A 26,265-nucleotide genomic window follows, 5' to 3' on the forward strand; every position below is an offset into this window, starting at 1 on the left:
CAAAAGCCAGGGAACCGCCCCGATGACGGAGATAACCGCCACCGCCGAAATGCAGGCCGCCCTGCTGTCACGGGCGCTGCCTTACATGCAGCGCTACGAGCACAAGACCGTCGTGGTGAAATATGGCGGCCACGCCATGGGCGACATCGAGCTGGGCAAGGCCTTCGCCCGCGACATCGCGCTTCTGAAACAGTCCGGCGTCAACCCGATCGTCGTCCATGGCGGCGGGCCGCAGATCGGCGCCATGCTGGCCAAGATGGGCATCGAATCCAAGTTCGAGGGCGGCCTGCGTGTCACCGACCAGAAGACGGTCGAGATCGTCGAGATGGTTCTCGCCGGTTCGATCAACAAGGAGATCGTGGCGCTGATCAACGCCGAGGGCGAATGGGCGATCGGGCTGTGCGGCAAGGACGGCAACATGGTCTTCGCGGAAAAGGCCCGCAAGACCATGATCGATCCCGACTCCAACATCGAGCGCGTGCTCGATCTCGGTTTCGTCGGCGAGCCGGTCGAGGTCGACCGCACGCTGCTCGATCTGCTCGCGCGCTCCGAAATGATACCGGTGCTGGCGCCAGTGGCGCCCGGCCGAGACGGCCACACCTACAACATCAACGCCGACACGTTTGCGGGTGCCATTGCTGGCGCTTGCAAGGCCTCGCGCCTTTTGTTCCTGACCGACGTGCCCGGCGTGCTCGACAAGAACAAGAAGCTGATCGACGAGCTGACCGTCGCCGAGGCCAGGGCGCTGATCAAGGACGGCACCGTCTCGGGCGGCATGATCCCCAAGGTCGAGACCTGCATCGAGGCGATCGAGCGCGGCGTCGAGGGTGTCGTCATCCTCAACGGCAAGACGCCGCATTCGGTGCTGCTCGAACTGTTCACCGAACACGGCGCCGGCACGCTGATCGTCCCCTGAGCGGCGATCAGCCGGCTAATCTTTTCTGGCCGGATACGTCCCGGACTGTCGGAGCCGGTGAGAGTGGCTTGCGCGCCGGGCGCTGGAAAACCATGGACTCCTCCTCGGTGTCCTGCGGCGCGCCCCAGAATTCGGCGAGCGTCGGCCCATCCTTCACCCTGACGTCGCGGGCCAGGAAGCCCCAGACCTCCCGGAACCAGACCCTTCGTCCCATCTTCGTGTACCAGCGCATGGAGTGCCGCTGTTCGGGGTCGGGGTGGAACAGGATGCGCGCCAGCGCCCTGGGCCGCGACTGCACCGCAAGCTCGATGAGCTTGACCGCGAAGAACAGCATCCAGGGCTTCAGCCTGGTCATGTGCAGCACCTGGTGCTTGTAGTCCCAGAGCCGGGCGTCCTTCTGGATCACCTTGCGCTCCCCAGCGATCCGGAAGAACGGCGTCCAGCGATGCGGCGTTACATAGAGCGCCTGGATCTGGTCGGGATCATAGGCGAGGAGCTGGCGAAAGCCGCGCCACAGATCGCGAAACCCTTCATCCTCGAAGCCGGCCACCCAGGTCGCCATGGACAGGATACCGTGCTTGCGCAGCAGCCTTATCGCCTCGCGGTCGGACGAGGTGCTGCCGCCCTTGCGGATCAATTGAAGCGTCTGCTCGTCGGTGTTCTCCATGCCGAGCAGCCAGCGGATGACGCCCGCCTTTCTGTAGAGGTGGAGGATGTCGGCATCGCGCACGATGTCGTCGGCCCGTGTCGAGCCGACGATCAGCACCGGCACGTCCTCGGCGATCAGGGCATCGAGAAAGGCGCGCCAGGCCTTCTTCGACACCGTCGGGTTCTCGTCGGCGAGGTTGATCAGTTCGACACCGTGCTCGCGGTGCAGCCAGGCGATCTCCCCGGCGAATTTCACGGGATCGCGATGCCGCCAGCGCGTCCAGAAACCGCGCTGGCCGCAATAGTTGCACAGATGCGGACAGCCGCGCGAAAACTGCATGACCACGGCGCGCTTGCCGCCCCAGTAACTGTATCTCCTGGGATCGATCAACTCCCAGCCGACGCGATAGGCGTCCAGTTCGGCGATGGTCATGGCCGGCTGTGTCGCGACGGGACAGCCGAGATCGTCGCGAAAGGCGATGCCGGTCACGCTCGCCGGCGGCTGTCGCATCTCCAGCGCCTCGACCAGAGCGACGACGGTCGCCTCGCCCTCGCCGCGCACGATGAAGTCGAAGACATCGGTTCCGGCCAGGATGTCTCGCCAGTGGTAGGTCGGGAAGACGCCGCCATAGATGATGATCGTCGCCGGTTCGCGCGCCTTGATCATCGCCGCGATCAGCAGGGCGGTGGGATGCGCCGAGGTCGATCCGGAATGGCCGATCAGCACGAAATCCGGGCAGCCCTCCAGCGCTTGCGCGACCGCCATATCGAGCGGCATCGGCCCGAACTCGGCGTCCACGAGCCGCACGTCATGGCCGGCATCGATCAGCGGGCCGCCGATCGATAACAGCCCGAGCGGCGGCAGGTGATCGTCGGGCACACGGCTGCCGATGGCGGTATGCGGCGGGTTGATCAGCACGATTTTCATGGCGAACCTCCTCGAGGGTTGGTCCGCGCATGCTGGCCGGCGATAACGCCGGTCGATTGGCCTGTTTCAGCAGTTCGCGTGCAGCTTTTCCGCAGGAACGGCCGGTACGCTCACCGCCTGAGATGCGCCAGCGGCACGTGGCCAGGTCCCTTGATGTTCTGCAGCACGAGCTGTGTGTGGACGTCGCGCACGCCGTCGAGCCGCATCAGCCTGTGCATGACGAAGGCGTTGAGCTCGTCGACCGACGGCACCATGACATGCAGCAGGAAGTCGTGGTCGCCGGTCATCGTCCAGCATGACGACACCTCGTCCATGCGCTGCACCGCCGCAATGAAGCTTTCGGGCGAGCCGTCGCTGTGGCTGACGAGGCGAACCTGTATGAACACCTCGACCATCAAGCCGACGGCACGGCGGCTGATGACGGCGGCGAACCCCTTGATGATGCCGGCATCCTGCAACGCCTCGAAGCGCCGCGCGCAGGGCGTGGTCGACAGGCCGATCTCCTGCGCCAGTTCGGAGACGGGCTTGCGTCCATCGCGTTGCAGCACATCGAGCATCTTGATCTCGAAATCGTCGAATTGAGGCATTTTCACTCCTCGGATGAGAGTTGTGAGTGAATGTTATCTCGAATCTTGCAGGCGGGCCATCATCAAAACCAAATCGCCTCGGCAAATCCGGTTACGCTCCGCGCACGTCAGCCCTGATGATTTGCGAGGAGAAGAACCATGACGACGATGAGCGTTGCCGAATATGCCCGCGACTGCGCGGCGCAAGGGCTGCGCGGCGACTATTCGGTCTGCCGTGCCGATTTCACCGTGGCGCAGGGCTACGACTATAGCGCCGAGGAACAGGCGGTGTGGCGCACTTTGTGCGACCGCCAGACCAAGCTGACGCGCAAGCTCGCCCACCACTCCTATCTCGACGGTGTCGAAAAACTCGGCCTGCTCGACCGCATTCCCGATTTCGAGGACGTCAGCGCCAGGCTGCGCAAGCTGACCGGCTGGGAGATCGTTGCCGTGCCGGGGCTCATTCCGGCCGCCCCGTTCTTCGACCATCTCGCCAACCGCCGCTTCCCGGTCACCAACTGGCTGCGCACGAAGCAGGAGCTCGACTATATCGTCGAGCCGGACATGTTCCACGATTTCTTCGGCCATGTGCCGGTGCTGTCGCAGCCGGTCTTCGCCGACTTCATGCAGATGTACGGCAAGAAGGCCGGAGACATCATCGCCCTCGGCGGCGACGAGATGATCACCCGGCTTTATTGGTACACCGCCGAATACGGTCTCATGCAGGAGGCAGGCCAGCCGCTGAAGGCCTTCGGCGCCGGGCTGATGTCGTCCTTCACCGAACTGCAGTTCGCGGTGGAGAGCAAGGACGCGCATCATGTGCCCTTCGATCTGGAAACGGTGATGCGCACTGGCTACGAGATCGACAAGTTCCAGCGCGCCTATTTCGTGCTGCCGTCTTTCGATGCTTTGCGCGATGCCTTCCAGAGCGCGGATTTCGCGGCGATCGTCGCCCGCCGCAAAGGCCAGCCGGCTCTCGATCCGGCCACGGTCTGATGGATGTCGCCCTGAAGTGATCTCGGCTTTGGGAAAGCGGCATTTATAAGAACAAGACCTGGGGCGCGTCGCATCAGGCCTCTCCAATGCGACGCGCTTTTGGTTTGACGCGACCGGCTATTGCATGGCGGCGGGGTTCATCCACAGGAGCTCCCAGACGTTGCCGTCCGGGTCTTCGATATGGCGGTTGAACATGAAGCCGAGATCCTGCGCCGGATTGGGATCGGCGCGGCCGCCTGCCGCCACGCCCTTCTCGATTATGGCATTGACCTCGTCCTTGCTGTCCGTGGTGAGGGCGATCAGCATCTGGCTGTCACGCCTGGGGTCGCCGATCTGCCGCGCCGTGAACTGGCTGTAGTGCTGGTGCGTCAGCAACATGACCCCGATGGCGTCGGAGAACATGATCGAACTCGCCTGGTCGTTCGAGAACTGCGGATTCAGTGTGCCCCCGATCGCGAGATAGAAAGTGGTCGCTGCCTGCAGATCGCGCACCGGTAGATTGATGAAGATCATTTTGCTCATCGGTTTAAGCCCTGCTTTTGTTGACGGGTACTAGCCAGTCTAGTACTGTCAGGGTGACTATCATACGGGAACGGTACCGTCTAGTACTGGTTAGGGGCGCCCATGGAAATCGACGGTGAGACCAGATCGGCACGCAAGGATCGTGAAATCATCCAGGCGGCCACGGCGGCGTTTATCGGCAAGGGCTATGATGGAACCAGCATGGAAGAAATCGCCACCAGGGCGGGCGCTTCCAAGCAGACCGTCTACAAGCATTTCAAGGACAAGGAGACGCTGTTTGGCGAAGTTGTTCTGTCAACCGCGACCCAGGTCAACGATATCATCGAGTCCGTGACGACGCTGCTTTCCGAAGCGAAGTTCATGGAAGGTGGCCTGCAACAGCTTGCCCGGCGTTTGATAGCTGTTCTCATGGATGAAGAGCTGTTGAAGCTGCGGCGCCTGATTATCGCCAACGCGGATCGAATGCCGCAGCTTGGCCGCAGCTGGTACGAAAAAGGCTTTGAGCGCATGCTTGCCTCGATGGCGTCCTGCTTTCAAAAGCTCACCGATCGAGGCCTGATGCAAGCCAGTGACCCACACTTGGCGGCCAGCCATCTTTTTGGAATGCTTCTTTGGATTCCCATGAACGAAGCTATGTTCACGGGAAGCAACCCGCGCTCCAGGGCCGAACTTGAACGGCACGCGGATGCCTCGGTGGAGGCGTTTCTTGTCGCCTATGGGGTCCGGCAGAAATAGTCACGCTCCCTGCCGGCCCTCGCGGCAAAGCCGCGAGCGCATGGCACCGGCCTATCGCCCTGATGTGTCCGACCCCTCGGCCTTCAGCCGCTCAAGCTGGGCGCGCTGCAGATCGAGCGCGGCTTTGACGAAGCGTGATATGGTGGCGAGCTCGGTGTCGCTGAAGGTCGCGATCACCTTTTCTCCTTCCTGCGCTATGGCGCCGTAGTAGCGCGCCGACAGCTCCCGCGTCGCCTCGGTCGCCTCGATCACCACCTTGCGCCTGTCCTCCAGGCTGCGCGTGCGCGTCAGCAGGCCCCGCGCCTCCAGCCGGTCGATCAGCGCCGTCACCGCGGCCGGCGTCAGGCCTGTCGCGGTGGCGATCGCGCCGGCCGATTGCGGGCCGCCATAGAGCAGTCCGATGCAATGGCGCTCCGCCATGTTCAGCCCGAGCCTTGCCCCCACCGCCTCGTCATAGGCCTGCGTCGCGTCCTGCCATTGCATGACGGCCAGACCGATGGCGGTCGTCATTTCGTCGCGATATCCGCTTGACGAATTTATTTCGATCATCTAACTATCAATCCGTCTAACATTTAGACTATCTGAACAATATGCGGCGCTGGCGTCGACAAGGCAAGAGCGTGCCGCCGACAAGGACGTGAAAAATGAGCCTCACTCAACAGCGTGTCCCGCTTTCGCACGAGGAAGAATTCAAATACGCCAAGCTGGCGATGGAGTGGTATGGCTGGGGTTCCCCCATCGGCCTCGGCATCCTGCTGGTGGCGCTCGCCGCGGCGGCCGTGCTGGTGCGCATCGCCATCTACGGCTTCTGACGATGGCCACCGCCGCCACCGGGGCATTGCCGGTCGCCATCATCGGCGCCGGCGTAGCAGGGCTCGCCCTTGCCGTCATGCTGCGCCGGCAGGGTCTCGGCGTCAGCCTGTTCGAGGCAAGGCCGCGAGAGGCGCTGAGCGAAGGCGCATTCCTCACCTTGGCGCCCAACGGCATCAATGCCTTGCGGGCGCTCGGCCTTGCCGACCGCATCGGCGCGCTTGGCATCCGCACGCTCGGCTTCGAGATCATGAATGCCGCCGGCCGCCGTCTCGTCCATCTCGATGAGCGGCGGTCGATGCGAGAAGCCGGCGCCGAGAGCGTCACGCTCAAGCGCTCCGACCTGCTCAACGCGCTGCTTGACGAAGCCCTGGCGCTTGGTGCCGACATCCGCTTTGGCCACGCGCTCACCGGGATAGACAACCAGGCCGAAAGCGTGCGCCTGGCCTTCGGCAACGGCGCCACGGTCGATGCGGCCTGGCTCGCCGGCTGCGATGGTGTCTGGTCGCGCGTTCGCCGGCTCTGTTTCCCGGCCTCTCCCGATCCCGTCTATACCGGCTTGACCGGCGTTGGCGGTGTCGTCGACCTGCCCTTTGTCGAGCCGACCAATGGCCTGATGCACATGGTGTTCGGCGACCAGGCTTTCTTCGGCTACATCAAATCGGATAACGGGCCGGTGTTCTGGTTCGATTCCTTTCCGCTCGACGAGGCAGCGGCAATGGCAAAGCCCGATCCCGTCCAGCTCGCCATGACCGTTCGCCGCCTGCACGCCGGCGATCCCCCGGCGGTTCGCCGGATCGTCGAGACCTTCACCCACATTCCGCGCGGCTATCCCGTCTTCGACATGCGGCATCTGCCGCAATGGCACAGCGGCCGGGTGGTCCTGCTGGGCGATGCCGCGCATGCCGTCTCGCCGCATGCCGGCCAAGGGGCGTCGATGGCCATCGAGGACGCCGTGGTGCTGGCCGCGTGTCTCGACGCGACACCGTTGCCGGCGCAGGCTTTCGCCGCGTTTCAGGCTCTGCGCCAGGATCGTGTCGAGCACATCGTCAGAATCTCCAGGCGCATCGGCGCGCAGAAGCAGACAAAAGGCCGCGTCACCCTGTTCCTGCGCGACCTGGTGCTGCCGTTCTTCATCCGCCTGGGTTCACGCACCACGCGCGCCGTGACGCGTTACCGGGCTGACCTGGCACCGCTCGAAAAGCCATCGATCTGACCGGGGCCGCGCCACAGGCGGGCGCGGCCCGTCATGTCGTCAGACCGAGACCACCTTGCTCAGATGGTCCCCGAGCCGGCAGGCCAGCGCGGTGATCGTCGTCGTCGGATTGGCCTGGCCCGAGGTACAGAACACCGAGGAGCCGCCGACATAGAGATTGTCCATGCCGTGCACCTTGCAGTTGGCGTCCACCACGCTCCTGGTCACGTCGGTGCCCATGCGCGTGCCGCCCATATGGTGGTGGCCGGCGGTTTCCTCGTTGGTCGGATAGTCCTCGCCATTGGCAATCCAGTCCATGAGGCGGACACGGCCGAGATCCTTCTCGATCAGCGTGGTGCCGAACAGCTTGAGGCCTTCGACCAGCGTGCGCCGCTCCAGGTCCGATTTCTTCCAGTGCAGCTCGATGCGCGGCACGCCGGCATGGTCGACATCGGTCTTCGACAGCTCGATCTGGTTGGAGGCCAGCGGCGCCTGCTCCCAGGCGACATAGAGCTGCGCGGCGCAACGCAGGTTCTGGCTGAGCTGGTAAGCGGCCCATTCGGCCATGTCGGGCGCCGTGCAGGCGAGATCGGCGATGACACGCTTGACGCCGGCATAGGGCGTCTCGATGAGCCGGATGCCGAAATTCATGATCTGCAGGCGCTCCATGGCCGCCAGCGTCGGCGAGAAGAAGGCCTCGTTCACGGCATCGACCTCGAACTCGCTGTAGTTGGCGAGGATGGCATTGCCGCCTTCGAAGGTCGGATGCTCCATCCAATAGCGGCCAAGGGCTGCCGCGTTCGGCACCACGCCGCCATTGGAGCGCTGGTTCGACCACAAAAGCAGCCGCGAATTCTCCAGACCGCCGGTGCAGACGATGAAATAGTCGGCGCTGAATGTGCCGGCGTCCTGGCCGTTCGACCACAGCCGGGCGCCCGTTACCCGTTTGCCGTCGCCGGCGAGTTCGGTGGCGTAGGTGTTGAGGACGACGGCGATGTTTCTGCTCTTGTCGAGCTCGTCGGCATATTTCTCGCCGAAGCGCACCGCCGGGCTCTTGATCAGCTGCACCCAGCGTATGTCGTCCGAGACCGGCACGTCAGGCCGGAAATCGGGAAGTTCGAGGATGTCGTGCACCTCGGGCAGATACGGCTCGATGTCGGCGCGGCGGATCGGCCAGCCGGTATCGGGCGCCCAGGCCTTCGGTTCGAAATCCTGCTTGTCGAGCACGCGGCACCAGCCTGCCCAATGGTTGGAACTGCCGCCCAAATAGCGCAGCCGGGTGATGTCCAGGTCGAAATAGAAATCGCCGACCGTGGTGCCCCGGTAGAAATCCTGCGACTCGTCGCTGAACTCCCTGGAGCCCGCCTCCAGCACCACGACCGGTATGCCGGCCGCACCGAGCTTGCGGGCAATGGTGGTGCCGGCGGGGCCGGAACCGAGGATGCAGACCTTGGGCCTGAAGCCGGCGGCGCGATAAGCCTCGTAGCTGTCGAAGATCATGCCAGGTCGCTCCGCTTCAGGATCCAGCCATTGACCTCGACGATCTCATCGGGGTCGGCGTGGGACCGTCCGGTTTCGCCGGCATTGGCATCGGGCAGCTTACGCAACAGGGACAGGGCAGGCAGTGCGATCATCGCACGCACCAGCGTGCGGCGTGACATTTTCCGGAAGAAACTCATGACTGGTCTCTCGATGGGGGCCTCGACAATTCACGCGCGTTTTCTCTGAACGGGACATGCACCGGTGGAGATGCCGGTTTCGTGCCAGATCTGGCCACAAGGCCCTTTCAAACCCGCCGATGGCGCGCCCGGATGCGAACACGGTTAGAATTCTCTTAACGGCGGCCACAGGGCCGCGTTCTCACGCGGCAGCCGAGATGTCGGTATCGAGGATCGACAGGTTGCGGCCTGCATGCTTGGCTTGGTAGAGGCGCCGGTCGGCGGCGCGCATCAGCTCGGAAACGTTGCTTTCCTCGCCGCAAACGGTGCCGCCGATGCTGACGGTCAGGGGAACGGTCCGCTCGTCGACGGGCCGGAAGCGGATCAGTTCGACCTCGCGGCGGATGCGCTCGGCCACGCGCTTGGCCTCTTGTTCGGTGGCGCCGACCAGGAAGGCGCCGAACTCCTCGCCGCCGATGCGGCCGAGCACGTCGCCATGGCGTATGCCGCGCTCGATGGCGCTGGCGATCAACAGCAGCGCGTCGTCGCCGGTAAGGTGGCCGAAATTGTCGTTGATCGTCTTGAAGTGGTCGGCGTCGATGATCAGCAGGGCGCCGCGGTCGGACTTTCGCCGCGAGCCGTCGAGCGCGGCGAAGAAGCTCTCCCGGTTGAGCATGCCGGTCATGTCGTCGCGGCTCGCCTTTTCCGCAAGGCGGCGGTGCGCGGCGGCGAGCTGCGCGTGCGCCCGGGCGAGCTCGCGATGCGCGTTTTTCAACCTGTCACTTTGCCAGAACGTGCTGATGCAGGCCACCCAGGCGAGCGCCAGCGGACAGAGCGTCGAGGTCAGCCAGATCGTGCGGGTGACGGGAAAGCCCATGGCCGGGACGATGATCAGCGTCAGCAGGAGAGAGGCGGCGACGGATGCGAAAGCGATGGCGGCGGATTTCAGAATTACGACGTTCATCGCTGGCTCCCCACAGGACTGTCTGTGTGCCAGCAAGCCCTGAAGGCGACCTTTCCCGGATGCTTAAAATTTGAATGGCCGGGCCATTTCTGCCACTCAAGGCGCGTGGAAGTTGTGGATAAAGTGCCTTTCAGAATCCCCGTTTCATGCCATAAGGAGCGCATGACCACGCTCCCGGATCCCGCCCGCTTCGCCCATGTCACCGACTGGGTGTTCGACCTCGACAACACGCTCTATCCGCATCATTCGAATCTGTTCTCGCAGATCGACGCCAAGATGACCGCCTACATCGGCGAGTTGCTGACGCTGCCGCGCGACGACGCTCGAAAGCTGCAGAAGGAGCTTTATCTCGAATATGGCACGACGCTGAACGGCCTCATGACGCGCCATGGCATCGACCCCGACGATTTCCTCGAGAGGGTGCACGACATCGACTATTCCTGGCTGGTGCCCGATCCGGTTCTCGGCACCGCCATCCGCCAGCTTCCCGGCCGCAAGTTCATCTTCACCAATGGCGACCGCAGGCATGCCGAGCGCACCGCGCGCCAGCTCGGCATCCTGGATCACTTCGACGACATTTTCGATATCGTCGCGGCGGACCTCAATCCCAAGCCCGCGCGCCAGACCTACGAGAAGTTCGCCGAACTGCATGCCGTCACCGGCCACAATGCGGTGATGTTCGAGGATCTCGCCCGCAACCTCGAGGTGCCGAAGTCGCTGGGCATGACCACGGTTCTTGTCGTGCCGCGGAATTTCGAGCCGACCTTCTCCGAAATATGGGAGCGCGATCCCGCGCAGGAGGATGACGTCGATTACGTCACTGACGATCTGGCGGGATTTCTGACTGGAATAGTGAGTAGGCAGTAGGTATCTGTCGGGGCTGCGCTCTACCCCCTACTGCCTATTCCCTACTCTCCCAATTTGTAAAACCTGCTGATGATCCCCCACGCCTCGTCGGCGGTGTCGACGAAGTCGATGATGTCCTGGTCGCCGGGACTGATCGTGCCTTGCTCGGCGAGGAAATCGAGGTCGATCGCCCGCTTCCAGAAGGACTTGCCGAACAGGATCACCGGCACGCGCTCCATGCGTCCGGTCTGGATCAGCGTCAGCGTCTCGAAGAATTCGTCCATCGTGCCGAAGCCGCCGGGGAATACGGCGACCGCCTTGGCGCGCATGACGAAGTGCATCTTGCGGATGGCGAAATAGTGGAAGTTGAAGCACAGCTCCGGCGTCACATAAGCGTTCGGGGCCTGTTCGTGCGGCAACACGATGTTGAGCCCGATCGACGGCGCCCCGACATCGTCGGCGCCGCGGTTTCCCGCCTCCATCACGCCGGGGCCGCCGCCCGTGACCACGACATACTCGCGGTAGTACGAGGTGGCCGATTGCTGCGAGCAGAGGCGGGCGAATTTGCGCGCCTCTTCGTAATATTTGCTGTTTTCCTCGAGGTTCTTCTTCTGCGTCTCGTTCTTGGCCGCCCAGGCCTCGCCGCCGGGCTCGGGCAGGCGCGCACCGCCAAACAGGATCACCGTCGAGCGTATGCCGCGCTCGGCCAGGATCATCTCCGGTTTCAGGAGTTCGAGCTGCAGCCGCACCGCGCGCAGTTCGCGCCGGGTCATGAAGTCGGGATCGTTCCAGGCCAGCCGGTAGGTTTCGGCGCGCGTCTGCGGCGTGTCCGGCACGCTTTTCGACCGCTCCAGATCCTCGTCCGAATGCGGCAGCGGCGTCCATCCCGCCTTTTCCATGGGAGTCATTGAATCCACCCGTCCATTCCTTCACTTGCGTCGTCCCGTGACGCAGCCACGATTGACCCCCATTGCACCTTAACATAGGGTCCGCGCGACTTTGGAAACAGGTTAAGGCGTTGCCCCTTAACAGCTTGGTAATGGAGCGAAATCATGTCGAAGCCTGATCTGGCGAGCCTCGAGAAGACCATCGACAAGGCCTTCGAGGAGCGCGATACGATTTCGACCGCCACCCGCGGCGAAACGCGCGACGCTATCCAGTCGGCGCTCGACCTGCTCGACCATGGCACGGCCCGCGTCGCCGAACGCCAACCCGATGGCAAGTGGCACGTCAACCAGTGGCTGAAGAAGGCGGTGCTGCTCTCCTTCCGGCTGAACCCGATGGAGATCATCAAGGGCGGCCCCGGCCAGGCGGTATGGTGGGACAAGGTGCCGTCCAAGTTCGACGGCTGGAGCGCCGTCGATTTCGAAAAGGCCGGGTTCCGCGCCGTGCCGTCGTCGATCGTGCGCCGTTCGGCCTATGTCGCCCCGGGCGCCGTGCTGATGCCGTCCTTCGTCAATGTCGGCGCCTATGTCGATTCCGGCACCATGGTCGACACCTGGGCCTCGGTCGGCTCCTGTGCCCAGATCGGCAAGAACGTTCACCTTTCGGGCGGCGTCGGCATCGGCGGCGTGCTGGAGCCGATGCAGGCCGGCCCCACCATCATCGAGGACAATTGCTTCATCGGCGCGCGTTCCGAAGTCGTCGAGGGCTGCATCGTGCGCGAAGGCTCGGTGCTCGGCATGGGCGTCTTCATCGGCCAGTCGACCAAGATCGTCGACCGCGCCACCGGTGAGGTCTTCTACGGCGAGGTGCCGCCCAATTCGGTGGTGGTCGCAGGCTCGATGCCGGGCAAGCCTTTCCCGAACGGTGAGCCCGGCCCTAGCCTCTACTGCGCTGTCATCGTCAAGCGCGTCGATGCCAAGACCCGCTCCAAGACCTCGATCAACGAATTGCTGCGCGATTGATCTTTTCCAAAAGCGGGAGCACCTTCCGCCGGCGCGGCAATCCGTCGCGCTGGTTCAACATGGAGGGGTGACATGGACTGGAAGTATCTGCTCACAAGCTTCGACGGTCGCATCAACAGAGCCAAGTTCTGGGCCGGCATCGGCATTTTCATCGTGATAGGCATCGTCGCCTTCATTCTCGATGCGATCCTCGGCACGCGTTTCACCACGGCCAGCGGCGCCCAGGTCGGCATCATCGGCATCCTTGTCGCACTGGCGTCGATCTATTTCGCGCTTGCCCTCTATGCCAAACGCTGGCACGACCGCAACAAATCGGGCTGGTGGACGCTCATCGGCCTCGTACCCGTCATCGGTGGCATCTGGCTGCTGGTGGAACTCGGCATCCTCCAGGGCACCAGCGGTGCCAATCAATATGGACCGGACCCGCTTGCCTGACAGTTCAAATCTCACATGGCTTTTCTTCAAGACATCGGGCCGCGTCAGCCGCGCGGCCTATTTTCTTGGCGGGCTGCTCGTCGCCATCATTCAGGCCTTTCCGCTCTACCGCTTCACGCTGGTGCCGGAAGGCTCGGCCGAGAGCAACATGTGGTCGTTCATCTTTTTCATCGCCTTTATCGCTTCGCTCTGGTCGAATATCGCGCTCGCGGTGAAGCGGCTGCACGACCTCGACAAGCCGGGCATTGCCGCGCTGATTCTGTTCGTCCCGGTGGTGTCGATCGTCGCTTTTCTTGTCTTGTGCCTGTTTCCGGGGCAGCCTGGACCCAATCGCTATGGCCGGCGCACCAACGAGCCGGCTCAACCCTGAAGCCCTTCACGATGGGCCGGATATCTCGCCATGCGCTACCGCACGCTTGATCCGAAACTGATCGTCGAGACCGCCGAGCGGCTTGAGGGCCGCGTGGCCGACCGATTCCCCGAGGCCGGCCTGCGTGGTGTCGCCGCAGAACTGGTGTCCCTGTCGCGCGATCTGGCGAAGGCGGCAAAGGCGCTGGAGGAACCGATCTGGTGGCTGCGCGGCGTCATCGTCGCGGCCTTCGTCGCCGGCGTGCTGATCTTCCTGTTCGTCGGCACCATCCTGCCGCTCGACCGCATTTCGGGAACCGACGATGCGGTGCAATCGGTGCAGGGTATCGAGGCTTCGATCAACACCGTCATCCTTGCCGTGCTCGGCTTCCTGGCTCTCATCCGCACCGAGGAGCGCATCAAGCGCAAGAAGGTGTTCCGGCAACTGCATGGGCTGCGATCGCTGATCCATGTCATCGACATGCACCAGCTGACCAAGGATCCGGCGACGCTTTCGGCCAATTTCAAGCCGACGGCCCATTCACCCGCCCGTCTCACCAATGCCGCCGATCTCGCGCGCTATCTCGACTATTGCTCGGAAATGCTGTCGATCACCGGCAAGATCGCCGCCCTGTTCGCCCAGTCGGTCAATGACGACGTCGTCATCGACGGCGTCAACGACATCGAGAACCTGAGCTCCAACCTGTCGCGCAAGATCTGGCAGAAGATCACCCTGATCGACGGCCGGACCTAACTAAGCTTCCTTCCGGGTATGCCCGCCGCGCCGACCAGTTCGGGCGCCAGCCGCGGCGAGCCTCGTCCGGCTGCTTCCGCCTCGCCCACCAGCGCGATGATGCGTTCGATCATTGGCGTGGGCGCACCCGCTCCCTGCGCCAGGCGCAAGATGGCGCCCTGCAGGTCGTCGATCTCCGTCGCCCTGCCGCGCTGCAGATCGTCCCACATCGACGAACGGGCCTCGGGGTCGATCGCCAGCATGCGTCGCGCCAGCAATCCGAACAGCCAGTCCGGCAGTTTGAGCACTTTCGGCAACAGGGCCGGCCGCAGGCCGGCGATGCGCGCCGGCTCGATACCTGCCTTCCTCATCGCCAGCAGCGCCTCGTCGATCTGGCGGGCCAGGATCAGCCGCCAGTGGCGGTCGGCGAGTTCCGTCGCCAGCGGCAGGCCCGACAGCGCCACCAGCGCGTTGTTAAGGTTCATCAACAGTTTGCCCCACAGCACGGCTTTCATGTCGCCATGCCTTTCGACGGCCAGCCCCTCGACATTGAGAAAACTCGCGACATCGCCGCTGCCGTCCTCGATCATCACCTTGCCCTCGCTGGCGCGGTGGACGCGCAGCGGCAGGTCGCCGTCCGGGGACTGCACGACGTTGAAGGGCACCATGCCGGCCAGCACCTGCCGCTGGCCAAGCGCGGCGCGCAGCCTGTCGGCATTGTCGACGCCGTTCTGCAGACTGATCACGATAGCGTCGGGGCCGGCATGCGCCTTGATGAGCGCGGCCATCTCCTGCGTCGCGCCGCTCTTGACCGTCACCAGGATCACATCGGCGCCCGGCAGGGCGGCGGCGGGATCAGCGGCAATTTCGAAAGCGTCCGCCTTGACGAGGCGGTCGCGACCGTCGAGGTCGCTGACGCGCAAACCACCTTGCCGCACCGCCGCCTCGATGCGCGGCCGCGCGAGAAGAACCACCTGCCGCCCGGCAAGCGCCAGGCAGCCGCCGACATAGCAGCCGATGCTGCCGGCGCCGGCAATGACGATCCTGTTTTCCCCGTTTCTCATTCTTTGGCTCCGCCAGTTCCGACTATACGACATGAAAACCATAATGTCGGCGTCATCGTCCGCCATGGGACTGGCCCTTATGTCAGGCCGTGACAGGCCTTCAGCTTTCGATTATCGCTTTTGCCATGACGCTGCCGACCGATCCCGCCGAAAACCTCGCCGCCCTTATCCGTTGCGCCTCCGTGACCCCCGCTGAAGGGGGCGCGCTCGGCGCACTGGAAACGATGCTGAAGCCGCTTGGCTTCCTGGTCGACCGGCCGGTTTTTTCCGAGGACGGCACGCCAGACATCGAGAACCTTTATGCGAGGCGTTCCGGCAACGGGCCGCATCTGATGTTCGCCGGTCATACCGACGTGGTGCCTGTGGGCGACGAGGCCGCCTGGACGCATCCGCCTTTCGCCGCCGAGATCGCCCATGGCGAGATGTATGGTCGTGGCGCCGTCGACATGAAGGGCGGCATCGCCTGTTTCATCGCGGCGCTGGCGCGCCATGTCGAGGCAAACGGCGGCCCCAAGGGCTCGGTCTCGCTGCTGATCACCGGCGATGAGGAAGGCCCGGCCATCAACGGCACGGTCAAGCTGCTCGAATGGGCCGCGTCCAGGGGCGAGAAATGGGATGCCGCGATCGTCGGCGAGCCGACCAATCCCGATACGCTCGGCGACATGATCAAGATCGGCCGGCGCGGTTCGCTCTCCGGCTCGGTCACGGTCAATGGCCGCCAGGGCCATGCCGCCTATCCGCACCTTGCCGACAATCCGGTGCGCGGCTTGATGAGCCTTGTCGATGCCTTGCTGCATCCCGTCTTCGACAAGGGCACGAAGGACTTCCAGCCGACCAATCTGGAAGTGACCTCCATCGATGTCGGCAACCCGGCCACCAATGTCATTGCGGCCAGGGCGACCGCCACCTTCAACATCCGCTTCAACGACAGCTGGACGGCCGAGACCGTGCAGGCCGAAATCCACAACCGCCTCGACCAGGCGGCCAGGCGCAGGAAGTACCGGCCGGGCAAGAAGACGCCCGTCGACTATGACCTGGTCTGGCGCGACCGGCCCAGCCATGTCTTCCTGACCCGCGACGACAAGCTGATCGGCACGCTTGCCGGCTCGATCAAGGCCGCCATCGGCAAGGAGCCGGCGCTGTCGACCTCCGGCGGCACGTCGGATGCACGTTTCATCAAGGATTACTGCCCGGTGGTGGAGTTCGGCCTGGTCGGCAAGACCATGCACATGGTCGACGAGCGCGTCGCGCTTGCCGATCTCGAAACGCTGACGCGGATCTACCAGCGCTTCATCGAAGACTGGTTCGGGCAGGGCTGAAGAGAATGCTTTCGGCGGACGATACCCAAGCTTCGCTGAACGGCGCCTGGCGGCTGATGCTCGGCAAGGCCGACGGCCTGCGCCTGCTCGACCTGTCGGCTGACGGTTTCTGGAATTCCTTTTTCGCCATCATCGTCGCCGCCCCGGCGCTGATCGTCGGCTGGGTCGGCATCGCCAACGAGATCGGTGACCCCGACGCGTTCGTGGGCCGCTTCAGCATGCTGTTGCGCCTGGCAGCGGTCGATATCGGCTCCTGGGTGCTGCCGTTGGTAGCGCTCGCTCTGGTCGCGCCGCGCGCGGGCATCGGCGGCCGTTTCGTTCATTATGTCGTCGCCAGCAACTGGGCTTCGGCCATCACCGCCTGGCTGATGCTGCCATCGGCGCTGATCAGGCTTTTCGTGTCGTCGGCGAGCCAGGTCTCGAGCCTCGTGTCGCTGCTGTTGTTTTCGCTGTCGATGGTGCTGACCTGGCGCATGACCAATGCGACGATCGGCAAGGGAGCGGCGGTCGGAACAGCCGTTTTCGTCAGCATGTTCATCGCTTCGCTGCTGGTGCTGTTCGGGCTGCAGATGCTGCTCGGCATCACCGTGCCGGACGATGTCGGCGCCCAAAGCCTTTCCGGGTTCTTCCCCGGATAGGGCCTTCCTGTGTTCCGTCCTATTCCGGATAGTCGACGCCGGTAAGAAAAAGCCCGTCGGGCGGCGCCACCTGGCCGCAGGCGGCGCGATCGTGCGCTTCGAGTGCCGCCTTGAGGTCGGCTGCGCTCCAGCCGCCGTCGCCGACACGCTTAAGCGAGCCGACCATGGAACGGACCTGATTGTGCAGGAATGAGCGTGCCGAGGCTCTGACCTCGATCATGTCGCCGACCCTTTCCACGTCGAGACGTTCCAGTGTCCGGACCGGGCTGTTGGCCTGGCACTGCGTGGAACGGAAGGTGGTGAAGTCGTGCCGTCCGAGCAGCACCTTCGCCGCCTCGTGCATGGCGTCGGCATCGAGCCGCTTCGGCACCCACCACACCTTGCCCTTTTCCAGCGCGGCGGGCGCGCGGCGGTTGAGGATGCGGTAGAGATAGTGCCGGCCGGTGGCCGAGAAGCGCGCGTCGAAATCGTCGGCGACGGGCGTGGCCTTGAGAATGGCGACATGCGCGCCGGCAGCCTGCAGGTGCGCGTTGATGGCATCGCGCACCTTGTCGCCGGCCCACGCCTTGGCGAGGTCGGCATGCGCCACCTGGGCGGTTGCATGCACGCCGGCGTCGGTGCGGCCGGCGGCACGTGTCCGCACCGCCTCGCCACTGAATTTTTCGATCGCCTGTTCGATCGCCTGCTGCACCGAAGGCTGATCGGCCTGATGCTGCCAGCCGGCGAACAGGCTGCCGTCATATTCGATGTCGAGACGAAAACGCGGCATGCCGGCCAGCTATATGCTTTCGCCTAAGCGGCGAGGGCGGTGAAGGCGGAGGCGTAGACCAGCCTGCCGGCTTCCGGAGCGTCGCCCCAGGCCAGTGCCTGCAGCGCCTCGCCCTGATATTCGGTCTCGAATTTCTCGGCGCGCTCATGGCTGTAGCCGAAACGGCCGTAATAGGCCGGATCGCCCAGCACCACGGCAAGCGTCTCGCCGGCCTCCTTGAGCCGGATGTGAGCTTCGCGGATCAGAGCGCCGCCGATGCCGCTGCCATGGAACGAGGGTTCCACCGCCAGCGGCGCGAGTGCTACGGCCGCGAAACGCTTGCCGCCATTCTGGACGAACAGCCGCGAAAACAGGATATGGCCGACCACCTGTCCGTCTTCTTCGGCGACCAGTTCGGCGACGGCGTCGCCGCCGGTGACCAACGCGTCGACCAGGCCAGCCTCAGCCTGCTGGCCGAAAGCGTGTTCCTCGACGAGGCGGATAGCCTCGCGATCCCGCGGCGTCGCCGCGCGTATCGACATCATGCTCATGACAATTTCATTCCTTTTTCGATCTTGGCTCCGCGCAGGAATTCCGACGCGGCGGCAGGCTTTCCGCCCGCACGTTGAACTTCGACCAGCCTGACCGCGCCCGCCCCGCAGGCGACCGTCAGCCGGTCATCGAGAATTCCTCCCGACTCGCCCAAATCTTCCGGACGCGATAGGTCATCCGATAGTGTCGAGCGAAGCAGTTTCAGCCGTTCCTGGCGGCCGCCAATGTCAATTTCGCACCAGGCGCCGGGAAACGGCGACAGGCCACGAATGTGGTTGTGGACCTCGACGGCAGGCCGTGTCCAATCCACGCGCGTCTCGGATTTATCGATTTTTCTGGCATAAGTCACCCCTTCCGCCGTTTGCGGGGCAAATGTCAGGGTGTTCCGTTCCAGTCCGGCCAGTGCCTCCACGATCAGCGCGGCACCGATACCCATCAGCCGATCATGCAGTTCGCCAGCTGTCATATCGGGGTCGATGGCGCATTTTTCAACCAGTCCCACCGGTCCGGTGTCGAGGCCTTCCTCCATGCGCATCACCATCATGCCGGTCTCGGCGTCTCCGGCCATGATGGCGCGCTGTATGGGGGCGGCGCCGCGCCAGCGCGGCAGAAGCGATGCATGGCCGTTGATGCAGGCCAGCCGGGGCGCATCCAGGACGGCCTTCGGCAGGAGCAGGCCGTAGGCGACGACCACGGCGACATCGGCGCCAAGCGCGCGAAAGGCAGCCTGCTCGGCCTCGCCCTTGAGCAATGTCGGCGTGCGCACCTCGATGCCAAGCCGTTCCGCCTCGCCTTGCACCGGCGACGGCGTCAGTTCCAGTCCGCGCCGGCCGGCCGCGCGTGGCGGCTGCGTGTAGATGGCCGCGACCTCATGGCCGGCCCCGGCGATCGCGCGCAACGTCGGCACCGAAAATTCCGGCGTGCCCATGAAGATGACGCGAAGGGGCATTCTGTCCTGCAATCCTGTTTCCGCGCCTGCAACGCCAATTGGCTCAGGCGCTCGCTTCAAACGGGTTTACGATCTTCAGGTCAAGCCCGTCGAAGTCGCGGACATTGCGCGTTGCAAGCGTCGCATCATGGGCGAGACAGATCGCGGCGATCATGGCGTCGGAAAAGCTTATCGGCCGGCCGATATTCTCCCGCGTTGCCCGAAGCTTGCCTGCCAGACGGGGAACAGGGCCGACGAATTCGACGATGCGACCCGAAAATTGCTTCGAGATCAGGTGGTCAAGAGCACGAACATGGCGATCTGAACCGGTCTTGTTCAGAAACCTCTCAGCCCCGAAAGACTGCTCCATGACGACAGGGCCGCACAGATAGAGATCGAGCAGATCCTGTCTGCGAAACCACTCAACAACGTTTGGATCAGGTGCAGGCCGGCTCGCCTCTGAGACGACATTCGTATCGAGGACGATCACCCGAAATCCTCAACGGGGCGGCCAAAGTCACGTTTTCTTTCTGCTTCGATCTCGTCCATCATCTGAGCAAATTCTTCGCTGATTGCGTTTTCCGATGCGAAGGCAGCGCGAATCGCATCCCAAGCCGAAAGGCTCGGCTCCAGCCTACCCTCCTTTTCCGCAACCATACCTTTTCGCAGCAGATCGATCGCCTTGATCGAGAGGCTTTGACCACCCTTGCGTGCCGCCTGCTCGATTTCATGCTTCAGCGGCTCGGGAATATCCCTGATCAACATATCGCCCATCGGAACCTCCGTTGATATCAACGATATCATTGGAGGCCTATGCATACAAGAAGAGCGATAAGTCTACCCCTCCGCGAACGCGATAAACTGTGAAGCTTGTCTCGCCTAAGGAGCTTCATATGGAGCGCGATCAACAGCATTCCGTAAAACATCGTCCGCCAATCGTCGAATTCAAATCGGTCGAGGAGCTCTATGAGAAAGGCGAATTGTCGAGGCGAAGGGAAAGCAATTTCGCCGTCTATGTCACGCCTCTGGTAGCAAGGGCGATCGTCATAGTCTTGATTTTCTCACCAGAGTCTCGTGCGCTCGCAATTGAAATCGGCGCGAGAGCAATCGAGATAGGCAAAGAACGGGTTCTGCGTGGCCTGCTGGAGTAAATACTATCCCACCAGCTTGCCCGGCGCCTTGTCCTTGGCCAGCTTCCTGAACTTCTTCACCACCATGTCGCGCTTCAGCTTCGAGATGTGGTCTATGAACAGCACCCCGTTGAGATGGTCGATCTCATGCTGCAGGCAGGTCGCCATCAGCCCTTCGGCTTCCATCTCCTGCAGCTTGCCGTCGCGGTCGAGATATTTCACCCGCACCGAAGCGGGGCGTTCGACCTCGGCGTAGTAGTCGGGGATAGACAGGCAGCCTTCCTCGTAGACGGACCGCGCCTCGGCGCTTTCCAGGATCTCAGGATTGATGAACACATGCGGCGCCGGCGTCTCGTCTTCCTTGGCGAGGTCGATGACCAGCATGCGCAGCGGCTCGCCGATCTGGATCGCCGCCAGCCCGATGCCAGGCGCGTCATACATCGTCGCAAGCATGTCGTCGGCTAAGGTGCGCAAGGGAACATCGACGCGCTCCACCGGCTTGGAAACCTGGCGCAGGATGGGGTCGGGAAGAATGATGAGCGGCTTGATCGGCATGGCGTCCCACCTAAGACCTCCAGCGAAACGCGTCAACCGGGGTGCCTGGGGTGCGTTCCCGTTTTGATCTGTGCCAGGCCGACGAATCGGCTATGCTGTCCCGATGAATGACGTGAGCACCATCCTTTCGGAACCCGTCGCCCGCCTTGGCGCGTCCACCATAACGCTCGGTCATGCGCTGGCCTTCGGGGCGCTCCTGTTCTTTGGTCTGTTCGCGGCGCTCGTCATTGCCTTGTGGCGGTCGGGCAAGGCGCGCGCGGTCGCGGCTGCCGAGGCCGCCGACCACGCCCGCGACGCCGAGGCGCGCATGGCCGGCATCCTGCAGGCGCAGGCGGAAATGCAGGGCCGAATGGGCGCCATCGCCGAAGTGTTCGGCGCCCGTCAGGCGGAGCTGACGCAGTCGATAGGCCAGCGCCTCGATGCCATGACCGGCCGCATCGGCCAGACCATGACCGAACAGACGAAGTCGACGCATGAGAGCCTGGCCAAACTGCAGGAGCGTCTGGCCGTCATCGACACCGCGCAGGGCAACATCCAGTCGCTCGCTGGCCAGGTCGTGCAGTTGCAGGCGATCCTCTCCAACAAGCAGACGCGCGGCGCCTTTGGCCAGTCGCGCATGGAGGCGATCGTCGCCGACGGCCTGCCGCACGGCGCCTATGAATTTCAGGCCACCCTGTCGAACGGCAGCCGGCCGGATTGCCTGGTCAAAATGCCTAACAGTGCGCCCTCGCTCGCCATCGACGCCAAGTTTCCGCTAGAGGCCTGGAACGCCATCCGCGCCTCGGATGGTCCCGATCTGCAACGCGGCGCCGCGCAGGCCTTCCGCCGCGACATCGAGGTGCATATTCGCGATATCGCCGAAAAATACCTGATCCAGGGCGAGACGCAGGACACCGCCTTCATGTTCGTGCCCTCGGAATCGGTGTTCGCCGAGATACACGAGAATTTCGAGGCCGTGGTGCAGAAGGCGCATCGCGCCCGCGTCATCATCGTCTCGCCGTCGCTGCTGATGCTATCGATCCAGGTCATCCAGGCGATCCTGAAGGACGCCCGGATGCGCGAACAGGCGCACCTGATCCAGGGCGAGGTGATCCGCCTGATGGAGGATGTTCAGCGGGTCGACGAGCGGGTGCGCAAACTGCAGGGCCATTTCGGCCAGTCGGCCAAGGACATCGAGGACATCCTCGTCTCGACCTCGAAAGTGACCAGGCGTGGCCAGAAGATCGAGGCGCTTGAGTTCGGCGCGCCGGCCGATGGCGAAGCCGAAACGCCAGCGCGGGTGCCGCCCGCCAGAGTGGACAACGCAACCCGCGCCGCTGATTCCAAGACCGGGCAGTTGAGGCTGAGGGTCGTCGAGGGCGACGACTGAGCGTATGGCTCCAGGCGGCTAGACCTCTGCCACGATGACATGGGCCTGGATCTTTGCGGCGACCTCGCCGCTGCCGTGCTTCTCGGCAATCGCGGCGGCCGCATAGCCCGTTGCGGCATCCAGCCCACCGGGCTTTCGCGCCTCGATCTCCGTGCGAAGGACCGTGCCCCTGCAAAATGCCATGGCCGGCAGGTCGGGCGAGGATGCGCGGCTCTGCTCCGCTTTCGTTTCGATCGTCACGCCGGAGAAGCCAGCGTCCGCAAGGTCGCGGCGGATCAGCGCCGTGTCGTGATAGCCGTGCGGCGTGCGGGCCAGGAAACGCGGCGGATCTTCGGGGAAAATTTCTGCCAGGGCCTTTGTCACGTCATCGGCGAAGACGTTGTCCTCGATGCGATCCCACACGTTGAACACGAAATGTCCGCCTGGTCTTAGCACCCGCCTTGCTTCCTTGTAGGCCGCGACGCGGTCGGGAAAGAACATGGCGCCGAACTGGCAGCAGACGACATCGAAGGCGGCGTCCTCGAACGGCAGCGCCATGGCGTCCGCCTGGCGCCATTCGATACGGCTGTCGGCAGCCTGCCGCGAAGCCGCGTAGTCGAGCATCGGCTGGTTGAGATCGGTCACGACGTAGCGTGTGCCGGGCAGAAGTCCGGGCGCCAGTTCTCGGGTGACGACGCCGGTGCCGGCCGCGATCTCCAGTACCGCGTTCGGCGAAAAGGCGGCAACCCGCTCCGCCATGTCCCGTGCGTAAGGCGCGAAGATCAAAGGCACCATGTAGCGGTCGTAGTTTTCCGGAATAGAGCCTGCAAAGAGCTTGTCGGCTTCGAGCATCGCAACCCCCTTCGTTTCATGATGCGCCTGCTGCCATATGCCCGTTCGAGAATGAGCGCCTCAGCGCTCTCCCTCGACCGTCGTCATCTCGAAATCCGGCAGCCAATGCAGCGCCGAGCGGTGCCATTTCTGCTGGCGCGGCACCAGATCCTCACGCTGCCGGGCGGTTCCCACCCTGACGCCATACACTTTCGGGCCATCCCCGACCGATGTCGCATAGAGATGCGAACCGCAATCACCACAGAAGGCCTGGGCGCGCTTGGCGCCGCTACCGCCGGTCTTGATGTAGACCCTCGGCTCGCCCCTTGTGATCCGGTAGTGATCCTGTGGCGCGGGAACCGTGACGCGAAACGCGGTGCCGGTCAGTTGCTGGCAATCCGTGCAGTGGCAGATCGAGGTCTTCTCCGGATCGACCTCGGCCTCATAGGTGATGGCGCCGCAATGGCACCCGCCGTCGATCTTCATGGCTTGCTCCTCTCAAAGTCGATTTCCCGATCTTAACGACCAAGGGCAACGAGGCAAAGCCGTGACGCTATTCCGCCACCGGATCGGAAGCAGCCTCGATCATCCGGCGCCGCTGCTCCCAGGTGCCCGATGTCTGCGGCTTGACGAACAGCCGTGTGATCTCGGGCATCTCCTGCTTCAGCCGCGCCTCGAGGCGCTCGACGCAGGCTTCGATCTCCGGCGCCGCCAGATGGTCCTCGAATTCTATGCTGAGGCCGGCGACGATTTCCTCCGGACCCATGTGGACGGTGAGCACGCCATTCGCCCGCTGCACCGCCGGGTCCTGTTGCGCGATCGCCAGCACCCGCCTCTGCACCTCCGGCGAGGCCGGCTCACCGATCAGCAGGCCCTTGCTTTCGCGTGCCAGGAAGATGGCCGTGGCGCCGAGGATGAACGCGATGCCGATCGATGCGGCGCCGTCGAGTTCCGGCATTTCCAGCAGTTCCGCCGCCAATATGCCGGCAAAGGCGACGATCAGGCCCAGAAGTGCCGCACTGTCTTCGAACAGCACGGTATAGACGCTGGGGTCCTTGCTCGATTGCACCGCCTGCAGCCAGCCCTGCTTGCCTTTCTCGCGGCGGAATTCCTTCAGCGCCACCAGCCAGGAGCTGCCTTCGAACAGGAAGGACAGGCCCAGAACGATATAGTTGACCTTGACGTTGGCGACAGGTTCCGGCGCCATGATGTGGATGATGCCCTCGTAGAACGACACGCCCGCGCCCAGCGCGAAGACCAGCAGGGCGACGATGAAGCTCCAGAAATAGAGTTCACGGCCATGCCCCAGCGGATGCGTGCGGTCGGCAGGGCGCGCGGCGCGGTGCATGCCGTAGAGCAGCAGCCCACCATTGCCGGTATCGACCAGCGAATGCACACCTTCCGACAGCATCGCCGAACTGCCGGTGAAGAACGCGGCGGCGAACTTCGTCAGCGCGATGGCCAGATTGCCTGCCAGCGCCGCGTAGATGACCGTTCTGGAGCCGCCATGCCCCGCCATCGGGTTCCTCTCTGTGTCCGATTGCATGGAGCTTAGCCGCCGACCCGCCGAAGCTCCATATCCATCCTGAACGCATGAGAAGCATGTCCGTTCAGCCATATATCGTCCGACGACGCGCTTCCCGTCGTCCAAACCGGTTGACAGGCATCCTGAGCGCCGGATCGCGGGAAACATCCCCTTGCTTACGGACCTTTCTCTTGTTTCACTTCATGTCCCGCAACCGGAGGAACGAATCATGGCTAAAGGCGCGATGAAAGCAGGCAAGGAAGCCCGCAAACCGAAAAAGGATGCCAAGAAGCCAGCGGCTGCTCCTGCGCTGAAGGCGGCGCCGGTCAAGGCGATGCGCCTCAAGGAAAAGTAGGCCACGGCGACCCTGTATGGCAGGATCATACCGGCGGCGTTCGCCAATGCCGCCGGCATGGTGTTGATTGGGCGTCCGGACGCTCCTATATCTCAAGCGCGGGGACGACCCCGCGCTTTCCCAAATCCCGGCCGGGACGACCCGCCCATTGTTTGATTGAGCATCCAGGGACCCAACTGTCCGTTGCGATGCTCTGATGGAGCGTTTCGATGTCGTGGATTCTTCTTTTTTTCGCTGGCCTGTTCGAGATCGGCTGGGCGATCGGTCTCAAATACACCGATGGCTTCTCGAAACCGCTGCCGACGGTTCTGACCGTCGCCTCGATGGTGGTCAGCCTCACCCTGCTCGGTCTGGCGTTGAAGGCGCTGCCTGTCGGCACGGCCTATGCCGTATGGACTGGTATCGGCACTGTTGGCACGGCGCTGCTCGGCATCTGGCTGCTCGGCGAGCCCGCCACCGCGATCAGGCTTGCATGCATCGCGCTGATCGTCTGCGGCATCATGGGGCTGAAGTTCGCGGCGTAGGCCGCCCGATTGCCATCGCTTCGCGCAGGCAAACGCAAGCAGGGCCGCGGAGGCAGCCCTGTTTCATCATCCCGAAACGAACGAAACGCTTAGCGGCCTGTAAAGCCGGGCGGTGTGCGGCCGACACGCGCCTTGCGCGCCGCGTAGCGCGCGTCGCGCTTGGCCTTGCGCTCGGCCTCGTCCGCCAGCAGGCGCGAGATGCGATCGGTCTCCTCAGCCTCACGGAGCTTGGCTTCGGCCGCCGCCGCCTCTTCAGCCGCGATGCGTGCTGCCTCGGCGGCCGCGTCGCGCTCAGCCTTCTCGGCTGCCTCGCGCGCCAGCTTCTCCTGCTTCAGCTTGGCTTTCTCGGCCTCGCGTATTTCGCGGGCCTCAAGAATAGCCTTGCGTTCGGCCTGACGCGCCAGGACGGCTGGATCGTCCGCTGCCGGTTTCGCCTTGAAGCGCGCCAGAAGCGCCTTCTTTGCTTCGTTCGCGGCATTGCGCCGCTCGAAAATGTCTTTTTCCCTGTAGATAGCCAAGTCCACTTCCCTGAAGTCAATTC

General features: G+C 63.7%; 35 protein-coding genes. 16 read left to right on the top strand and 19 right to left on the bottom strand.

Annotated elements, in window-relative coordinates; translation table 11 throughout:
* Positions 1 to 22 precede the first annotated feature (22 nt).
* A complete protein-coding gene (gene argB / locus FFS37_RS13145; RefSeq protein WP_137931382.1) occupies positions 23 to 916 on the top strand; it encodes an acetylglutamate kinase in 894 nt (297 codons plus the stop codon).
* Between the two features lie 7 nt (positions 917 to 923).
* On the opposite strand, the gene bchE is transcribed toward argB, so the two are convergent.
* Both bchE and FFS37_RS13155 read right to left on the bottom strand, forming a co-directional pair.
* On the bottom strand, positions 924 to 2,492 hold the full coding sequence (bchE, locus tag FFS37_RS13150; protein WP_137931383.1) for a magnesium-protoporphyrin IX monomethyl ester anaerobic oxidative cyclase: 1,569 nt from the start codon (positions 2,490 to 2,492) through the stop codon (positions 924 to 926).
* A gap of 110 nt (positions 2,493 to 2,602) precedes the next feature.
* Positions 2,603 to 3,079, bottom strand: coding sequence for an Lrp/AsnC family transcriptional regulator (locus FFS37_RS13155; protein WP_023810775.1), 477 nt, complete (start codon positions 3,077 to 3,079; stop codon positions 2,603 to 2,605).
* Positions 3,080 to 3,217: 138 nt separating this feature from the next.
* Here FFS37_RS13155 and phhA point away from each other — a divergent pair, with 138 nt between their 5' ends.
* The gene (gene phhA, locus FFS37_RS13160) at positions 3,218 to 4,054 is read left to right on the top strand and encodes a phenylalanine 4-monooxygenase (RefSeq protein WP_137931384.1); all 837 of its coding nucleotides are present in this window, start codon (positions 3,218 to 3,220) and stop codon (positions 4,052 to 4,054) included.
* 117 nt (positions 4,055 to 4,171) lie between these two features.
* Here phhA and FFS37_RS13165 read toward each other — a convergent pair whose 3' ends face one another.
* A complete protein-coding gene (locus tag FFS37_RS13165; RefSeq protein WP_137931385.1) occupies positions 4,172 to 4,576 on the bottom strand; it encodes a VOC family protein in 405 nt (134 codons plus the stop codon).
* A 102-nt stretch (positions 4,577 to 4,678) separates the two neighbouring features.
* On the opposite strand from FFS37_RS13165, the gene FFS37_RS13170 reads away from it, so the two are divergent.
* Positions 4,679 to 5,311 carry a TetR/AcrR family transcriptional regulator gene (locus FFS37_RS13170; protein ID WP_137931386.1) on the top strand — a complete coding sequence of 211 codons (633 nt, stop codon included), beginning with the start codon at positions 4,679 to 4,681 and terminating at the stop codon, positions 5,309 to 5,311.
* 51 nt (positions 5,312 to 5,362) lie between these two features.
* Here FFS37_RS13170 and FFS37_RS13175 read toward each other — a convergent pair whose 3' ends face one another.
* The gene (locus FFS37_RS13175; protein ID WP_137931387.1) at positions 5,363 to 5,860 is read right to left on the bottom strand and encodes a MarR family winged helix-turn-helix transcriptional regulator; all 498 of its coding nucleotides are present in this window, start codon (positions 5,858 to 5,860) and stop codon (positions 5,363 to 5,365) included.
* A 95-nt stretch (positions 5,861 to 5,955) separates the two neighbouring features.
* Between FFS37_RS13175 and FFS37_RS35755 the strand changes: the two genes are divergently transcribed.
* Positions 5,956 to 6,123, top strand: a complete 168-nt coding sequence (locus FFS37_RS35755; RefSeq protein ID WP_171026267.1) for a hypothetical protein — start codon at positions 5,956 to 5,958, stop codon at positions 6,121 to 6,123.
* Positions 6,124 to 6,125: 2 nt separating this feature from the next.
* A complete protein-coding gene (locus FFS37_RS13180) occupies positions 6,126 to 7,337 on the top strand; it encodes an FAD-dependent oxidoreductase (RefSeq protein WP_137931388.1) in 1,212 nt (403 codons plus the stop codon).
* A gap of 39 nt (positions 7,338 to 7,376) precedes the next feature.
* On the opposite strand, the gene FFS37_RS13185 is transcribed toward FFS37_RS13180, so the two are convergent.
* The 3 genes from FFS37_RS13185 to FFS37_RS13195 all read right to left on the bottom strand — a co-directional run bounded on the left by FFS37_RS13185 (position 7,377) and on the right by FFS37_RS13195 (position 9,938).
* Positions 7,377 to 8,816: a GMC oxidoreductase gene (locus FFS37_RS13185; protein ID WP_137931389.1), complete on the bottom strand. Its 1,440-nt coding sequence runs from the start codon at positions 8,814 to 8,816 to the stop codon at positions 7,377 to 7,379.
* Complete coding sequence (locus FFS37_RS13190; protein WP_137931390.1) at positions 8,813 to 8,995, bottom strand: hypothetical protein; 183 nt, start codon at positions 8,993 to 8,995, stop codon at positions 8,813 to 8,815. The genes FFS37_RS13185 and FFS37_RS13190 overlap by 4 nt, the downstream gene beginning before the upstream one ends.
* A 181-nt stretch (positions 8,996 to 9,176) precedes the next feature.
* A complete protein-coding gene (locus FFS37_RS13195; RefSeq protein ID WP_137931391.1) occupies positions 9,177 to 9,938 on the bottom strand; it encodes a GGDEF domain-containing protein in 762 nt (253 codons plus the stop codon).
* A gap of 162 nt (positions 9,939 to 10,100) precedes the next feature.
* On the opposite strand from FFS37_RS13195, the gene FFS37_RS13200 reads away from it, so the two are divergent.
* A complete protein-coding gene (locus FFS37_RS13200) occupies positions 10,101 to 10,805 on the top strand; it encodes a pyrimidine 5'-nucleotidase (RefSeq protein ID WP_137931392.1) in 705 nt (234 codons plus the stop codon).
* Positions 10,806 to 10,846: 41 nt separating this feature from the next.
* Here FFS37_RS13200 and FFS37_RS13205 read toward each other — a convergent pair whose 3' ends face one another.
* On the bottom strand, positions 10,847 to 11,692 hold the full coding sequence (locus FFS37_RS13205) for an LOG family protein (protein WP_137931393.1): 846 nt from the start codon (positions 11,690 to 11,692) through the stop codon (positions 10,847 to 10,849).
* Positions 11,693 to 11,836: 144 nt separating this feature from the next.
* Between FFS37_RS13205 and dapD the strand changes: the two genes are divergently transcribed.
* From dapD to FFS37_RS13225, 4 genes are all read left to right on the top strand, one after another.
* Positions 11,837 to 12,691, top strand: a complete 855-nt coding sequence (gene dapD / locus FFS37_RS13210) for a 2,3,4,5-tetrahydropyridine-2,6-dicarboxylate N-succinyltransferase (protein ID WP_137931394.1) — start codon at positions 11,837 to 11,839, stop codon at positions 12,689 to 12,691.
* A 72-nt stretch (positions 12,692 to 12,763) separates the two neighbouring features.
* Positions 12,764 to 13,126 (top strand): DUF805 domain-containing protein, encoded by a 363-nt coding sequence (locus FFS37_RS13215; RefSeq protein WP_137931395.1) that lies wholly within the window; start codon positions 12,764 to 12,766, stop codon positions 13,124 to 13,126.
* A complete protein-coding gene (locus FFS37_RS13220) occupies positions 13,119 to 13,496 on the top strand; it encodes a DUF805 domain-containing protein (protein ID WP_010912753.1) in 378 nt (125 codons plus the stop codon). The genes FFS37_RS13215 and FFS37_RS13220 overlap by 8 nt, the downstream gene beginning before the upstream one ends.
* A gap of 30 nt (positions 13,497 to 13,526) precedes the next feature.
* Entirely contained in the window at positions 13,527 to 14,228 is a 702-nt protein-coding gene (locus tag FFS37_RS13225; RefSeq protein WP_137931397.1) for a hypothetical protein, read from the top strand.
* On the opposite strand, the gene FFS37_RS13230 is transcribed toward FFS37_RS13225, so the two are convergent.
* Complete coding sequence (locus FFS37_RS13230; RefSeq protein WP_137931398.1) at positions 14,225 to 15,271, bottom strand: 2-dehydropantoate 2-reductase; 1,047 nt, start codon at positions 15,269 to 15,271, stop codon at positions 14,225 to 14,227. The genes FFS37_RS13225 and FFS37_RS13230 overlap by 4 nt on opposite strands.
* Positions 15,272 to 15,396: 125 nt before the next feature.
* Here FFS37_RS13230 and dapE point away from each other — a divergent pair, with 125 nt between their 5' ends.
* Positions 15,397 to 16,590 (top strand): succinyl-diaminopimelate desuccinylase, encoded by a 1,194-nt coding sequence (dapE, locus tag FFS37_RS13235; RefSeq protein WP_137931399.1) that lies wholly within the window; start codon positions 15,397 to 15,399, stop codon positions 16,588 to 16,590.
* A 5-nt stretch (positions 16,591 to 16,595) separates the two neighbouring features.
* Entirely contained in the window at positions 16,596 to 17,228 is a 633-nt protein-coding gene (locus FFS37_RS13240; RefSeq protein WP_137931400.1) for a transporter, read from the top strand.
* A 19-nt stretch (positions 17,229 to 17,247) separates the two neighbouring features.
* Here the strand turns inward: FFS37_RS13240 and truA are convergent, their stop codons facing one another.
* From truA to FFS37_RS13265, 5 genes are read right to left on the bottom strand one after another with little or no spacing between them, the layout of a single operon-like run.
* Complete coding sequence (truA, locus tag FFS37_RS13245) at positions 17,248 to 17,997, bottom strand: tRNA pseudouridine(38-40) synthase TruA (RefSeq protein WP_137931401.1); 750 nt, start codon at positions 17,995 to 17,997, stop codon at positions 17,248 to 17,250.
* A gap of 23 nt (positions 17,998 to 18,020) precedes the next feature.
* A complete protein-coding gene (locus FFS37_RS13250) occupies positions 18,021 to 18,527 on the bottom strand; it encodes a GNAT family N-acetyltransferase (protein WP_137931402.1) in 507 nt (168 codons plus the stop codon).
* Positions 18,524 to 19,477, bottom strand: a complete 954-nt coding sequence (gene fmt, locus FFS37_RS13255; protein WP_137931403.1) for a methionyl-tRNA formyltransferase — start codon at positions 19,475 to 19,477, stop codon at positions 18,524 to 18,526. Before fmt ends, FFS37_RS13250 begins: the two co-directional genes overlap by 4 nt.
* A gap of 43 nt (positions 19,478 to 19,520) precedes the next feature.
* The gene (locus FFS37_RS13260; RefSeq protein ID WP_137931404.1) at positions 19,521 to 19,946 is read right to left on the bottom strand and encodes a type II toxin-antitoxin system VapC family toxin; all 426 of its coding nucleotides are present in this window, start codon (positions 19,944 to 19,946) and stop codon (positions 19,521 to 19,523) included.
* Positions 19,943 to 20,230, bottom strand: a complete 288-nt coding sequence (locus FFS37_RS13265; RefSeq protein ID WP_137931405.1) for a plasmid stabilization protein — start codon at positions 20,228 to 20,230, stop codon at positions 19,943 to 19,945. Before FFS37_RS13265 ends, FFS37_RS13260 begins: the two co-directional genes overlap by 4 nt.
* Before the next feature lie 119 nt (positions 20,231 to 20,349).
* Here FFS37_RS13265 and FFS37_RS13270 point away from each other — a divergent pair, with 119 nt between their 5' ends.
* Positions 20,350 to 20,607, top strand: a complete 258-nt coding sequence (locus FFS37_RS13270; RefSeq protein ID WP_137931406.1) for a hypothetical protein — start codon at positions 20,350 to 20,352, stop codon at positions 20,605 to 20,607.
* Between the two features lie 3 nt (positions 20,608 to 20,610).
* Here FFS37_RS13270 and def read toward each other — a convergent pair whose 3' ends face one another.
* Complete coding sequence (gene def, locus FFS37_RS13275) at positions 20,611 to 21,141, bottom strand: peptide deformylase (protein WP_137931407.1); 531 nt, start codon at positions 21,139 to 21,141, stop codon at positions 20,611 to 20,613.
* Positions 21,142 to 21,244: 103 nt separating this feature from the next.
* Here def and FFS37_RS13280 point away from each other — a divergent pair, with 103 nt between their 5' ends.
* Positions 21,245 to 22,510 carry a DNA recombination protein RmuC gene (locus tag FFS37_RS13280; protein WP_137931408.1) on the top strand — a complete coding sequence of 422 codons (1,266 nt, stop codon included), beginning with the start codon at positions 21,245 to 21,247 and terminating at the stop codon, positions 22,508 to 22,510.
* Between the two features lie 18 nt (positions 22,511 to 22,528).
* Here FFS37_RS13280 and FFS37_RS13285 read toward each other — a convergent pair whose 3' ends face one another.
* The 3 genes from FFS37_RS13285 to FFS37_RS13295 all read right to left on the bottom strand — a co-directional run bounded on the left by FFS37_RS13285 (position 22,529) and on the right by FFS37_RS13295 (position 24,839).
* A complete protein-coding gene (locus tag FFS37_RS13285; RefSeq protein ID WP_137931409.1) occupies positions 22,529 to 23,341 on the bottom strand; it encodes a class I SAM-dependent methyltransferase in 813 nt (270 codons plus the stop codon).
* Positions 23,342 to 23,401: 60 nt separating this feature from the next.
* Positions 23,402 to 23,806, bottom strand: a complete 405-nt coding sequence (locus tag FFS37_RS13290; protein WP_137931410.1) for a GFA family protein — start codon at positions 23,804 to 23,806, stop codon at positions 23,402 to 23,404.
* Between the two features lie 67 nt (positions 23,807 to 23,873).
* Entirely contained in the window at positions 23,874 to 24,839 is a 966-nt protein-coding gene (locus FFS37_RS13295; protein ID WP_137931535.1) for a cation diffusion facilitator family transporter, read from the bottom strand.
* Positions 24,840 to 25,017: 178 nt separating this feature from the next.
* Between FFS37_RS13295 and FFS37_RS13300 the strand changes: the two genes are divergently transcribed.
* Together FFS37_RS13300 and sugE are read left to right on the top strand one after the other, a co-directional pair.
* The gene (locus FFS37_RS13300) at positions 25,018 to 25,200 is read left to right on the top strand and encodes a hypothetical protein (protein WP_171026257.1); all 183 of its coding nucleotides are present in this window, start codon (positions 25,018 to 25,020) and stop codon (positions 25,198 to 25,200) included.
* A 209-nt stretch (positions 25,201 to 25,409) separates the two neighbouring features.
* The gene (gene sugE, locus FFS37_RS13305) at positions 25,410 to 25,724 is read left to right on the top strand and encodes a quaternary ammonium compound efflux SMR transporter SugE (protein ID WP_137931411.1); all 315 of its coding nucleotides are present in this window, start codon (positions 25,410 to 25,412) and stop codon (positions 25,722 to 25,724) included.
* Positions 25,725 to 25,813: 89 nt separating this feature from the next.
* Here sugE and FFS37_RS13310 read toward each other — a convergent pair whose 3' ends face one another.
* Positions 25,814 to 26,242 carry a DUF6481 family protein gene (locus tag FFS37_RS13310; RefSeq protein ID WP_137931412.1) on the bottom strand — a complete coding sequence of 143 codons (429 nt, stop codon included), beginning with the start codon at positions 26,240 to 26,242 and terminating at the stop codon, positions 25,814 to 25,816.
* Positions 26,243 to 26,265 lie beyond the last annotated feature (23 nt).

Source organism: Mesorhizobium comanense (assembly GCF_005503535.1).
Taxonomy (GTDB): Bacteria; Pseudomonadota; Alphaproteobacteria; order Rhizobiales; family Rhizobiaceae; genus Mesorhizobium; species Mesorhizobium comanense.